12 protein-coding genes are annotated in these 12,889 nt (G+C 53.9%); 3 read left to right on the forward strand and 9 right to left on the reverse strand.

Features of this window, described 5'->3' with window-relative positions:
* Positions 1 to 3: 3 nt before the first annotated feature.
* The 9 genes from fliI to ACHZBF_RS09225 all read right to left on the reverse strand — a co-directional run bounded on the left by fliI (position 4) and on the right by ACHZBF_RS09225 (position 10,119).
* Positions 4 to 1,350, reverse strand: coding sequence for a flagellar protein export ATPase FliI (gene fliI, locus ACHZBF_RS09185; protein WP_029133760.1), 1,347 nt, complete (start codon positions 1,348 to 1,350; stop codon positions 4 to 6).
* Positions 1,347 to 2,045 (reverse strand): flagellar assembly protein FliH, encoded by a 699-nt coding sequence (locus ACHZBF_RS09190; RefSeq protein WP_157606812.1) that lies wholly within the window; start codon positions 2,043 to 2,045, stop codon positions 1,347 to 1,349. Before ACHZBF_RS09190 ends, fliI begins: the two co-directional genes overlap by 4 nt.
* Positions 2,026 to 3,036, reverse strand: a complete 1,011-nt coding sequence (fliG, locus tag ACHZBF_RS09195; RefSeq protein WP_029133758.1) for a flagellar motor switch protein FliG — start codon at positions 3,034 to 3,036, stop codon at positions 2,026 to 2,028. The genes ACHZBF_RS09190 and fliG overlap by 20 nt, the downstream gene beginning before the upstream one ends.
* Positions 3,023 to 4,672, reverse strand: coding sequence for a flagellar basal-body MS-ring/collar protein FliF (fliF, locus tag ACHZBF_RS09200; RefSeq protein ID WP_321528259.1), 1,650 nt, complete (start codon positions 4,670 to 4,672; stop codon positions 3,023 to 3,025). The genes fliG and fliF overlap by 14 nt, the downstream gene beginning before the upstream one ends.
* A 73-nt stretch (positions 4,673 to 4,745) precedes the next feature.
* Entirely contained in the window at positions 4,746 to 5,063 is a 318-nt protein-coding gene (gene fliE, locus ACHZBF_RS09205; protein ID WP_321528260.1) for a flagellar hook-basal body complex protein FliE, read from the reverse strand.
* A 61-nt stretch (positions 5,064 to 5,124) separates the two neighbouring features.
* Positions 5,125 to 6,468, reverse strand: coding sequence for a sigma-54-dependent transcriptional regulator (locus ACHZBF_RS09210; protein ID WP_321528261.1), 1,344 nt, complete (start codon positions 6,466 to 6,468; stop codon positions 5,125 to 5,127).
* Positions 6,461 to 7,690, reverse strand: a complete 1,230-nt coding sequence (locus ACHZBF_RS09215) for a sensor histidine kinase (RefSeq protein ID WP_321528262.1) — start codon at positions 7,688 to 7,690, stop codon at positions 6,461 to 6,463. The genes ACHZBF_RS09210 and ACHZBF_RS09215 overlap by 8 nt, the downstream gene beginning before the upstream one ends.
* Before the next feature lie 125 nt (positions 7,691 to 7,815).
* Positions 7,816 to 9,294 (reverse strand): sigma-54 dependent transcriptional regulator, encoded by a 1,479-nt coding sequence (locus ACHZBF_RS09220; RefSeq protein ID WP_321528263.1) that lies wholly within the window; start codon positions 9,292 to 9,294, stop codon positions 7,816 to 7,818.
* 240 nt (positions 9,295 to 9,534) lie between these two features.
* A complete protein-coding gene (locus ACHZBF_RS09225) occupies positions 9,535 to 10,119 on the reverse strand; it encodes a PilZ domain-containing protein (protein WP_321528264.1) in 585 nt (194 codons plus the stop codon).
* A gap of 137 nt (positions 10,120 to 10,256) precedes the next feature.
* Here ACHZBF_RS09225 and ACHZBF_RS09230 point away from each other — a divergent pair, with 137 nt between their 5' ends.
* From ACHZBF_RS09230 to ACHZBF_RS09240, 3 genes are all read left to right on the forward strand, one after another.
* Positions 10,257 to 11,528, forward strand: a complete 1,272-nt coding sequence (locus tag ACHZBF_RS09230; RefSeq protein ID WP_321528265.1) for an HlyC/CorC family transporter — start codon at positions 10,257 to 10,259, stop codon at positions 11,526 to 11,528.
* A gap of 240 nt (positions 11,529 to 11,768) precedes the next feature.
* Complete coding sequence (locus ACHZBF_RS09235) at positions 11,769 to 12,455, forward strand: FHA domain-containing protein (protein ID WP_273438364.1); 687 nt, start codon at positions 11,769 to 11,771, stop codon at positions 12,453 to 12,455.
* A gap of 49 nt (positions 12,456 to 12,504) precedes the next feature.
* On the forward strand, positions 12,505 to 12,870 hold the full coding sequence (locus tag ACHZBF_RS09240; protein ID WP_037375342.1) for a PilZ domain-containing protein: 366 nt from the start codon (positions 12,505 to 12,507) through the stop codon (positions 12,868 to 12,870).
* The last annotated feature ends 19 nt before the right edge of the window (positions 12,871 to 12,889 follow it).

Raw genomic sequence — 12,889 nt, forward strand, 5'->3', positions numbered from 1 at the left:
TTCTCAAGAAAAGAGTGCCATCAGCTCCGACAGACTCTTTTCACGGGAAAACGGGGTGTTCATATCCTGCCGTAAAAAACGTTCCAACTCCGGTATTGCATCTATGGCAGTATCGATCCGCTCATCGCTGCCCCGTTCATAGGCGCCCACGTTGATCAAATCCTGGTTCTGTCGATACAGTGAATAGAGTTGTTTGAACGCCCGGGCCGCATCCTGATGCTCCTTGTCGGTAATATCATTCATGGCGCGACTGATCGAGGCCTCGATATCTATCGCCGGATAGTGTCCGCTCTCGGCGAGTCTTCTGGACAGCACGATGTGCCCATCCAGGATGGCACGGGCGGCATCAGCAATCGGATCGTTCTGGTCGTCCCCTTCAGCCAATACGGTATAGAAGGCAGTGATGGAACCACCCCCCTTGTCTCCATTGCCGGCACGCTCCACCAGCTGTGGCAACTTGGCAAACACCGAGGGCGGATAACCCTTGGTTGCCGGCGGTTCATTAATCGCCAGGGCAATTTCCCGTTGCGCCTGGGCAAATCGGGTAAGGGAGTCCATCAACAACAGCACATGCTTGCCCTGATCACGAAAATGTTCCGCGATACTGGTGGCCAGCATGGCGCCATGCATACGCCGCAGAGGAGTATTGTCCGCCGGAACCGCCACTACCACGGCACGGGCCATACCCTCTTCGCCCAGGATATTCTCAACGAATTCCTTCACCTCCCGGCCGCGCTCACCGATCAAGCCGACCACGGTGATATCGGCATCGGTATACTTGGTCATCATGCCCAGCAACACACTCTTGCCCACACCGGAACCGGCAAACAGGCCCAGCCGTTGCCCCCGACCGACGCTCAGCAAGGCATTGATAGCCCGTACCCCGACATCTAGCGGCTTGCGAATGGGCGTTCTGGACAACGGGTTGAACACCTTACCGGTCAGCGGCCGCCGTTCCACCCCATGCAAACGACCCTTGCCATCCAGCGGCCTACCCGCGCCATCCAGCACCCGGCCCAGCAGATGATCACCCACCACGGCCTCGCAGACCCTGCCGGTGGGCACCACCCGTGCATCCTGCTCCAACCCCCGGATATCACCGGTGGGCATCAGATAGAGGCTCTCGCCGGCAAAGCCCACCACTTCCGATTCAATGCGTTCGCCACTGCTGCTGATTACATCACACTGACCGCCGATGGCAGCCCGACAGCCTACCGCCTCCAGGGTCAACCCGATCATCCGGGTAATCTTGCCCTCAACCACCAGCCCCCGGTCTTCACCCACCCGCTGGTGGCAGTGGTGCAGACGCTCTTTCCAGATCCGGTTACGGTTGGATTCCGGCAGACTCATCGCTCTCTTCCACCCGCCCGCGACTCATCATCATCACGCTCTCCCCCCATGATGCGGGCGATCATGGCGGCAATACGTGACTCCAGCGTGGCATCAATCTGTGAGGTTTCGGTAACAATCCGGCAGCCGCCCCGGGCCAGCACCGGATCCTCAACAATCTTCCAGCTCTGCTCCCGGTCGCTCATATCATAGATTTCCCGCACCAGTCGGGCATCTTCCGGGTGTAACTGTACCCGGATATTGCGTGATGAAACCGGCAGTATGGAGAGGGATTCCCGGACAATACCGATGATATGACTCGGCTCAAGCTTGATTTCACGGCGTACCAGTTGGCGAACCATGGAGATCACCAGGTCCACCAGCTCACGCTCCACCTGTTCATCGAGCTCCTGCAGGGGATTTTCCAGCGTCTGCATCAAGGCATCGACCTGCTGTATCAGCTGGCCAATTCTCTGCTGCCCCTTCTCCAGCGCCTCCTTATGGCCGAAAGCAAAGCCCTCTTTTTTTCCAAGCTCAAATCCCTCCTGGTAGGCCTCCTTCTGCAGCTGCTCCAGCTGTTCGGCTGTCAGCATGGAACCGGATGAGCGCATCTTGACCACACTCTTCTCTTCTTTCTGCCCCATACTGGGCGGTAACCACTGCTGTGCATCCCCCGCATCACTACCGGAAAGCACTTTAGATGAATTCTTCTCCACCGCCACCTCCAAGCATGATCTCTCCGGCGTCCGCCAACCGGCGCGCAACCGTCAGGATCTCTTTCTGGGCCGCTTCCACATCGCTCAGGCGCACTGGAGGCGCTGCCTCGAGATCATCCCGCAGCATCTCGGCAGCACGCTTCGACATGTTCTTGAATATCTTCTCTTTGAGCCCCTCGTCCGCCCCACGCATCGCCAACAGCAGCTGATCGGAGGCGACTTCGCGCATCAGGGTCTGGATACCGCGATCATCCACATCGATCAGGTTATCAAACACAAACATGTTGTCCTGAATCTCCTGGGCGATTTCCGGATCGGCACCGGCCACGTGTTCCATGATACTGCTCTCGATACTGCCCTCGATCAGGTTGAGAATATTGGCCGCGGTTTTAATGCCACCCAGGCTGGAGGACTTGACATTGGAGGCGCCGGAAAACTGTTTCTCCAGTATTTCATCCAGTTCCTGCAACGCGGCCGGCTGGATGCCATCCAGCGTTGCTATGCGCATAACGATATCGGGCCTGACACGTTCAGGGAATTCAGACAAAACCTCGGCGGCCTGGTCGGAATCGAGAAACGACAGCACGATAGCGATGATCTGAGGATGTTCAAGACGGATCAATTCCGCCACCGAACGTGGGTCCATCCATTTCAGCTGCTCCAGGCCCTTGCTGTTCCTACCCAGCAGGATGCGATCAATCACGCCGCCCGCCTTATCCTTGCCCAGGGCATTGGTCAGTACATTACGGATGTACTCATCGGAATCCATGCCCAGTGATGTCTGGCTGCGCAGGGTATCGACAAACGAGTGCATTACCGATTCCATCTTACTGGTGCTGACATTGCTCATGTTGGCCATGGCCAACCCCAGCTCCTGAACCTCTTTAGGTCCCATGTGGGAGAGTATTGAGGCCGCATCCTTCTCGCCAAGTGCGAGCATCAGGATAGCCGCACGCTCTACCCCCGATGTCTTATTTTCATCTGCCGGCATCTTCCGCCACCCAACTCCTGACTACCTGCGCAACGCGCTTGGGATCATCCTGGACCATTTGACGTGCTGCATCCAGGGTATTCTCATATTTCTCCGGACCCGGCAGCCGCATGGCGCCATCCGGCGAATCCAGTGAACCGGCCGAACCGACCCCGCCTTGTGCATCATCACCGGCGCCTTCGGCCGAGGATATCTGCTGAATAACCGGAGGGGCCGTCAATTTCTTCATGGTGGGCCGCAACACGAAAAAGATCAGAATAAGTACCAGTATGACACCTCCCGCCTGTTTCGCCGCATCCCAGACCCAGGGTTCTTCCCAAATCGCCAGCTCAGGAAGCGGTTCGATAGGTGCGGGCAGCATAAAGGCTGAATTGATCACCTCGACACTGTCACCCCGCTGGGTATTAAAACCGATCGCCTCCTTAACCAGCCTGGTAATGCGGCTGATCTCTTCAGGCGTACGCTCTACCCGGGTAACCACGCCGTCGTCGGCCACGTTCACCAGATCATCCACCACCACGGCCACCGAGAGACGACGCAGATTATTGCTGGAAAGCCGGGTGTGGCTGATGGTCTTGTCCAGTTCGTAGTTCCGGGTTGCCCGCTTGCTGGTATTCAGCGGTGAAGCGGCCGTCTCACCTTCAGCGCTTGCCGTTGCTACTTCAGGAGCTGTCCCGGCCGCCGGCGGCTGATTGCTCAATGCACCCGGTACACCCTGTACCGATGAAAGCTGACTGGACTGCTCATTGACCTGTTCACTGCGCAGCGCCGGCAGGTCGGGATTGAATCGTTCCGACGTCTGCTCGGTTACCGTAAAATCAACATCCGCACTCACCTGCGCGCGCACTCTGTCGGCGCCCAGAATCGGCGCCAGTATATCTTCCACCCGCTGCTGGTAGTGTTTCTCCAGCTCCCTGGTGTACTCGAACTGGCTGGATGTGAGCATCATCTGGCGTGAGTCCATCTCTCCGCTAAGCAGATTCCCCTTATGATCGACCACGGTTATCCGCCCCGCATCGAGCTCCGGCACACTTGATGCCACAAGATGTACGATGGCTGCCACCTGGCCCTTGTCCAGAACCCGGCCGGAGTAGAGTTTCAATACAACCGAGGCGCTCGGATCGTTCTTTTTACGCACGAAAACAGACTGCTTCGGCGTGGCCAGGTGTACCCGCGCCGACTCAATGTTCGACAGCGTGGCGATGGTGCGGGCCAGCTCGCCCTCCAGCGCCCGATGAAAGCGCGCTGCCTCCAACGCGCGACTGGTGCCAAATCCGGTCTCCTGTTGGAGGATTTCATAGCCCATGCTGTTACTGTGCGGCAAACCCTGTCCGGCAAGTTTCATCCGCGCCTCTTGCAGCTTGCCGCTGGCAACCATCACGGCGCCGGTAGAGTCATTGATCTTGTACGGAATGCCATTCTGATCGAGTGCGGCTATTACCTCGGTGGCATCCTTGGGCGCCATGTTGGCGTAGAGAACGCTATAGCTCGGCGTCTGGGACCAGAGAACCACCGCAATTCCCAGGGCCACACTGGCTGCAATACCGATCATCACCCCCAATTGGCGCACGATTGGGTTTTGCCCCAAACCGGCCGTCGGGAATGTTTGGGTCAAGGCATTTTCATCATTGGCCACGATTTATCACCCACTTGCAATTATTTATTAATTACTTTAATAAAAATATATTATTCTTTGTTTATAAACAAATTTATATTGGCATATTCATGACTTCTTTGTAGGCGTCCACCAGCTTGTTCCGGACCTGAAGCATGGCTTCAAAAGAGAGACTGGACTTCTGGACAGCTACCATGACCTCAGCCAGATTGACATCTTCCGCACCGAGCTCAAATGCTCGCTTCATCTCGCCGGCATGCTGTTGGGTTTCGTTTACCTGATTGATCGACTGGGTCAATAGATCCCCGAAGCTGGCCCCGGCAGGATCATCAACCACTTTGGGCGTGGCCGCAGCCTGGGCGGACATGGTGCGTATCTGGGCCAGTACTTGATCTATATTTGTCGTCGTCATTATCTCTATTCCGTCAAAACCGTGTCACTGAATTCAAGTGCATGCAGAAAATGCACCAATATCACCGGGGAATGGCCACACCCGCCTCCCGTAATCGCGCAATCTTGTAACGCAGTGTGCGTTGACTGATACCGAGACGCTCGGCGACCTCTTTTCTACTCCCACGATCCTCACGCAACGCATCTAGGATCATGCGCTCCTCCATGGACCGCAGGTCATCGCTCAGACAGCCTTTGGCCTCCGACTCATTGGATTCACGGACGGGTTGCGGCATGACCAGATCCATTTCAAAGCAGAGTGCATCGGGAGATATTTCAGTGCCATCACAGAGAATCAGTGCGCGCTGCATCACATTATCCAACTCTCTGACGTTACCCGGCCAGCTATGCCCCAACAGTCGTTGTTCCGCTTCCTGTGAGAGTCTCGGTTCAACTATCTTTTGCGAATGGCAAATCCGTCGAAGCAGAAAACGCGCCAGCGGCAGGATATCCCGCGGCCTGTCCCGCAGCGGCGACAGATGCAGGGGAAACACATTCAGACGATAGAACAGATCCTCACGGAAACGGCCGGCAGCCACCTCTTCCCGCAGATTCCGATTGGTGGTCGCCAATATTCTGACGTTAAGGGGGATCACCTTGCGGCCACCCAGCCGTTCAACCTCCCTTTCCTGTAACACCCGTAACAGTTTTGCCTGTAGAGGCAAACTCATTTCAGAGACTTCATCCAACAGCAGCGTACCATCCTGTGCCTGCTCAAATTTTCCAGGGGCCGAATTATAAGCCCCTGTATAAGCCCCTTTTTCATAACCGAACAGCATCGCCTCAAGCATATTGTCCGGTATGGCAGCGCAGTTGATCGCCACAAAAGGCCCTTCACTGCATTGGGACTGGCGATGAATATACCGGGCAAACACCTCCTTACCGGTTCCACTTTCGCCACCGATCGAGACTGTCGCGCTGCTCCTGGCCACGCGCCCCGCGAGACCCAACAGTTCACGGGTACGGATATCTTCAGCGATCACCTGTTCGTCTACCGGCTGAATATGCTTAATACAAGCCTTCACCTTTTCGATCAGAAGTGCCGGCTCAAACGGTTTGGCCAGGTAATCCGTGGCACCATTTCGCATCGCTGCAACCGCTTTTTCTATATTGCCGAATGCGGTCATCATCAGCACCGGCATGGCCGGAAAACGGGATTTGATCCTGGCAAGCAACTGATGCCCATCCATGGGATGCATCTGTACATCGCTGATGACCAGACCAACAGATTGTGAACCCAACACCTTGAGCGCACTTTCCCCGTCAATTGCGGAAACCACGCCATAGCCCGATAACTCCAGGGTGTCGCACAACGCTTCACGCAGAGTTGCATCATCCTCAACAATTAAAACAGTTGCATCACTCATGCAGGACTCCTACTGCGGTTTTGCAGCCACTCTCTTCATGACATTCGGGAGCAGTGATCGGCTCTCCGCGATAATCCGTTGACAGCGGCAAAAGAATATAAAAACAGCTACCTTCACCAGGCGTGCTCTCTACTGTGAGCTTGCCCTGGTGGCTCAGAACGACCGATTGGACAACGGCAAGACCAAGTCCGGTGCCATCAGGTCGAGTGGTAAAAAAAGGATCAAAAATACGCTGCTGGTTTTCAACACTAATCCCGGCCCCGTCATCGCTAATGCTGATCCGCACATTCCCGGCCTGCCTTTCAGCATAAATCTTCAGGTGTATCCGACTGTTCTGCTGCAGCGCATTCAGTGCGACATTCAACAGGGCACCCGACAGAGCGGCGGAGTTTCCGTTGATTCTGATATCCGCATCGAGTTCAATTCGATATTCAAGAACCGCTTCGTGCTCCTGACAGAGCAACTCCAGATTCCGAACCAGCTCCATTAACAGCTCATTGACAGAGAGTGGGGTCAGCTCAAACTGCCCTCCCCGCGCAAAGCTGAGCATGTCGTTCACCTGACTCTCCATGTGGTGCAGACGTTCAATACAGCGTGTAGAAAATTTTTCGCGCTGCTGGCCAGAGAGATCATCGCGTGACAGGTGTGATGTATAGAGCAACGCCGAACTAAGTGGGGTCCTGATCTGATGCGCCAGTTGGGCCGCCATTTCACCCATGACACTCAGCCGTTGTTTACGGGAAATCCGCTCCTGCATCTGACGCGCTTCCGTGACATCCAGAAGCAACAGGATACTGCCGGACTCCGGGGCGAGGGAGCGCTGGGTCAGCGAAACCAGTCGGCCGGATATGAGCCACTGCTCACCCTCCGCCTGACCGGGTTTAAAATGACGCTGCTGTATCTGGTGCCACTCACAATTGACTTCGATGCCGGGGAATATCTCTCGCGCTGCAGAGTTGATCTGTTTGATCAGACCGTCGCCATCCAACACGACAACGGCGGCAGGCAGGGTTTCCAACAGGTGGACCAGGCGGTTGGCCAATGACTCCTTTTCCGCCAGCTGCAACAGGCGTTCGCTGCGGGCTTCGGAAAGTTCACTGGTAAGGCGGACGACTTGTTGCTGCAACTGATGATAAGAATCAACCAGCTGTCCCGACACCTGATTAAAAATCTGGAAGGCGTCTTCGAGTTGTTCACGTTGCACACTGTTTTGCATTGCCATTGGCATGTACCGTTATTTGACGCTTGCGGAGTAAAACCCCACGCTTAACCATCAGATAACAAATAACGTGCCAATTTTTTTAATTATTATTTTTCAATGCCTTAGCTTTGCTGTAAACGAGCTAGTCAAATATTTGTCGTTTCATGGGTGCGCTGAAGACCGAATTTGCGCAACTTCTCGACCAGTGTTGTTCTGCGCATATTGAGGCGCTTGGCGGCATGGGCAACTACACCATCAGACTCATCCAGCGCCTGACGGATCAGATTCAGCTCCAGGTTACTGAGATGGGTTTTAAGATCAATCCCCTCATTAGGGAGTCGTGGAACACTCTCAACCACACCAGACTCTTCTCCCAACACGGTCACCTCGGGGAGGTCGCCGGTGGATTCGCTGATTGTCATACCGACCCGGAACTTCTCCGGAAGATCCTTGACATCAACAATTCCGTAGGGATAAAGGATGGCCAGCCGCTCAATAAGATTCGCCAGTTCCCGGACATTCCCCGGCCACTTAAACTGGGTCAGCGCCATGACCGCGGCCGGAGTCAACCGCACTGATCCACGCTTCTCTTTTTCAATGCGCGCAATCAGATCATTGACCAGTACCGGGATATCATCGCGCCGCTCCCGTAAAGGCGGCATTTCTATTGGAAATACATTCAGCCTGTAATAGAGGTCCTCGCGGAAGCGATTTTCCTTGATCGCCTCTTCAAGATTCCGGTGGGTAGCCGCAATGATCCTGACGTTGCACTGTATGGTTTTGTTGCTGCCGACACGTTCAAAAGAACGCTCCTGCAGAACCCGCAACAGCTTGACCTGCATCGGCATACTCATGTCGCCGATTTCATCCAGGAACAGGGTGCCACCATCGGCCATTTCAAACCGACCCTGCCTGGCACTGATGGCGCCGGTAAAGGCACCCTTTTCATGTCCAAACAGCTCACTCTCCAGCAGGTCGGCCGGAATAGCACCGCAATTCACCGGCACAAAGGGCTTTCCACGCCGCGATGAGTTGTAGTGGAGCTTTCGCGCGACCACCTCTTTGCCGGTCCCCGATTCACCCAATATCAGTACCGTGGCCTCGGTATCGGCCACTTGTTCGATCATTTTGTTGATCTGCTTGGTCGCCCGACTGTTGCCGGACAGACTTCGGAACAGCTCCAACGGCCGTTGGCCGCTGCTTTTGTTTTGGCAATTCTCCTGGAACAGTTGTGCCTTGTACAACAGGCCGATCAGCTCCTCATACTGGCTGGGGATGGAAACAGCGCCTATGCAGGGGGACTCCACGTGCACGTTGGCGGTTGTTTGATCTTTTCTCAAAAGCTGGAGCAGTGCAATATCGGTCGTTTCTTCCCTGATCACATCGATCAACTGCTTCCTTTCATCCGAAGAATAATCAGGGCCAATCAACACAGAAGTGCACTTATCCTTGTCCCGCTCGGTAAGCCGCTGCTTCAGCGAGGCCCAATCACTGACAGTCTCCAGCTCATAGTCGATAAAATGGAATATGGTACGAAGATAATCTATTCGTTCCTGATCACAATCCACAAGCAACAAGCAACCGTTATGCAACATTTCAAAGGCCTCTAACAGTTTACCTTTCATTGCCCATATCCCTGGCCCTCGATAAAACTGCTCTGTTCTGATAAAAACCACATGAGGCAAGGAGTTAACCAGCTTATGAGTGAATTGTCAAAATATTGTCGCCTATCAATCTGCTGACACTGCATGAAAATACCTGATAATTATTGATGCTAACACAGATAGCTAGCATTACATTTTAATTTTTATTTAAACTAATTGCTATTACTTATTGTATTTACTGAATATATTAATAATATTCCTTCAGTCGGGTCCGGATCTTTTTTCTGCCTTTTGCTGAGCGATCATGCGACGATGCTGGCGAAAGATCAGCTTCCCCAGAAGGTCTTCGACCGGCTCATCAAGTGATTCAAACGCGACAGTGATCTCTGACGTCCCACCATGACTTGTGATATCCGTTACCAGAACCGGTAGCCTGAGCGGCTGAGCCAGGCGCGAATCAATATATAGAGCTAACCAGAGCCGCTCACCGACCGAGGGCAAATGATCGTCCGAGCTGATCCATGAAGCTCCAGTCAGCCAGAGAAGCACCGTCGTCTGTATCGCGTCCTGTTGTTCACTCCGCAACAATTGTGAAACCATATCAAGCAACAGATCGAGCTTGGCCTCAACCCGGGCAAGATCGGCCACTCCCCGATCTCCGGATTCGTCACCATATTCGTACTGCAGATCCTGTGAGACCAGCATGGCCTTCAGCAGGCGTGCGTTTTTCTCATCCGTCTCCAGTCTACTCAATGGCCCGTCCAGCGCTCGCTCTTCCCATTGAACCGGCATAGTTCCGCTGAATGATACTCCCCTGGAATTCTGATCATCCTGCTGATTTGGCATATCCCCTCCACCAAGCATATCCATAGCGACAGCTGATACCATGTCCGATCACACAACACTCAGAGCGACCTGGCTTGACATCACAAAACAGGCAGCTTAGAAATGACACTCACTTTATACTACAGAAGGCGCGTCCTTTGAGCGACATCTCAACCGGTATGCTGTTCGGCATACTCATTTTTCTGATTCTGTTATCGGCGTTCTTTTCCGGATCAGAAACAGCCCTCATGACACTTAACCGATACCGCCTGCGCCATCTCTCCAAGATCGGGCATCACGGCGCCGTCCGGGCAAGCAAACTACTGGAGCGCCCCGACAGGCTGATCGGATTGATTCTGCTCGGGAACAACTTCGTCAACATCATGGCCTCATCACTGGCAACGGTAATCGCCCTGCGTCTGGGCGGCGAGGCAGCGATAGCCGTGGCGGCCTTTTTGCTCACCCTGGTGATTCTCATTTTTGCCGAAGTGGCACCAAAAACCCTCGCCGCGCTGAAACCGGAGCAACTGGCGTTTCCGGCGGCATTTGTTTATACCCCGCTGCTACGGCTACTCTACCCGCTGGTCTGGGTGGTCAACAGCATCGCCAATATGATCCTTCGATTACTTAATGTTTCACCGGATGATATGGATGATCAGTTTCTCAGCAAGGAGGAACTGAGGACGGTAGTCATCGAAGCCGGCGCCATGATACCAAAGCGCCATCAAAAAATGCTGCTCAGTATTCTTGACCTGGAGAAGCTGGCAGTGGAAGACATCATGATCCCCCGGAACGAGGTGGACGGTATCGATCTGGAAGAGCCAATAGAGGAGATCATCAAACAGTTACAAAACAGCGCCTATACCCGCCTGCCCGTATTTGACGGCAGCATCGATGATATCGTGGGCACCATTCATGTCAGAAAGGCGATGCATGCGCTTACCCACGGCGAGCTGACCCATGCCGTCATTCGGGAAATCTGCGACCCACCCTACTTCATCCCGGAGGGCACCCCGCTCAATCGGCAGCTGATCAACTTTCAACGAAAAAAGCAGCGCATCGGTATGATCGTGGATGAGTACGGTGACCTGCTGGGCCTGGTCACTCTGGTTGATCTGCTGGAAGAGATCGTGGGTGAATTCAGTACCGACCCGGCAGATAGCGTACAGGAGGTTCAACCGCAGGAGGATGGCAGCTTTCTGGTTTCCGGTAGCGCCAATATTAAAGAACTGGTGCGTACCTATCATTGGGAGCTACCGGTTGACGGCCCCCGGACCATCAGCGGCTTGATTATCGAATATATGGAGACAATTCCTGAACCCGGTACCAGCCTGTTGCTGGCAGGCTATCCGGTAGAGATTCTGCAGATCAAGGACAATATGGTCCGAATGGTGCGAATCCAGCCGCAAAAATACCCGGTGGAAACATAACGAAGAACTGGCACCCGCTGATCCGCCGCACTGGTGGATTGCAACAGATTACTGGCCCGCATTGGCCAACAGCCGTCCGGCAATAAGGCCGAATGCCCCGGTATCTTTTGTGCCCATGATGCTATTATCGTGACTTATTTCACATTAGTAACTTCAGTCCGCTTCGTATCGGCCGCTAAACGTAGTACCAATTTGATGCTTTTTCTCTGAAAACTGACAATCAAAGCAATAATCACTGCCATGCCCAAGTTAACCTTATGCTTTAAAGGGCGTTTCATCGGACTGCACAATCTGAGTGAAACAACCGCCACCATCGGCCGAGCCGCGGATGCCGGGATTCATATTGAAAGCCTGGCGGTCGCCGAGCGGCATGCACTGATCACGCTGAACAACGAGCAGTGCCATATCTCCCCAATTGACGACCACAAGGTCTGGGTCAATCATCATCCAATCACTACGCCAACCCAGCTTTCTCATGGAGATATTATCCAGATTGGCAAACATGAGCTTTTCTTTTCAGAAAACGCCATTGGCCTGAATCCGACCTTCCTCAAAGACAATGTGCATTCAATCAATCAGCCAGGGCGCCAACCAGGCGTGTCAAAAAATGCCTTTGATCAACTACTTCACTGCATAAACACACTACCTACCGGAACCATTCAGATTCTGAGCGGCAGACACCTGGGGAAAATCATTCCATTGCAACGGGGACTCACCCGGCTCGGATTGACCGGTGATGAGTGCGCAGTGATTGCGCACCGGAATGACGGTTACTACATCTCGCATCTGGAAGGCGATGTCCCGCCCAAGGTGAACAACCAATCCATCGGCAACAGCTGTGTTCGCCTGCGGGAAGGCAACGAAATCCAAATGGGTAATATCAGAATGCGGTTTCATGAGGAGATTGTACAATCTGCCGCTATGTGATGGACTCAAGGTTCATCCCCTTCAGCAATCAGCGACCGGTATTATTGCCATGACCACCGTAGATAAAGATGAGCGTCGTAATTTTCACCGGATACTGTTCGATGCCCCGGTGACCGTTTCCCACAACAACAAACATTTCCACAGCAAACTGATCGATATCTCCCTGAACGGCGCACTGCTGGAAACCGCGACAGGCTTTAACGGGAAATCCGGCGACACAGTATTGCTCAACATCCGGCTCGGTGACGATATCTTTATAGACATGGAGGCGCAGATCGCCCACCTTGAGAACGCACAGATAGGGATGCACTGCGTGCATATCGACATGGAGAGTATTAGTCACCTGCGTCGACTGGTGGAGCTGAATCTGGGTGATACCGCGTCGCTGGAGCGTGAACTGTCCGCGCTTGGCTAAACGCGTCGGGATTGGCCAA

It is taken from the genome of Sedimenticola selenatireducens (assembly GCF_963675335.2).
Taxonomy (GTDB): domain Bacteria; phylum Pseudomonadota; class Gammaproteobacteria; order Chromatiales; family Chromatiaceae; genus Sedimenticola; species Sedimenticola selenatireducens.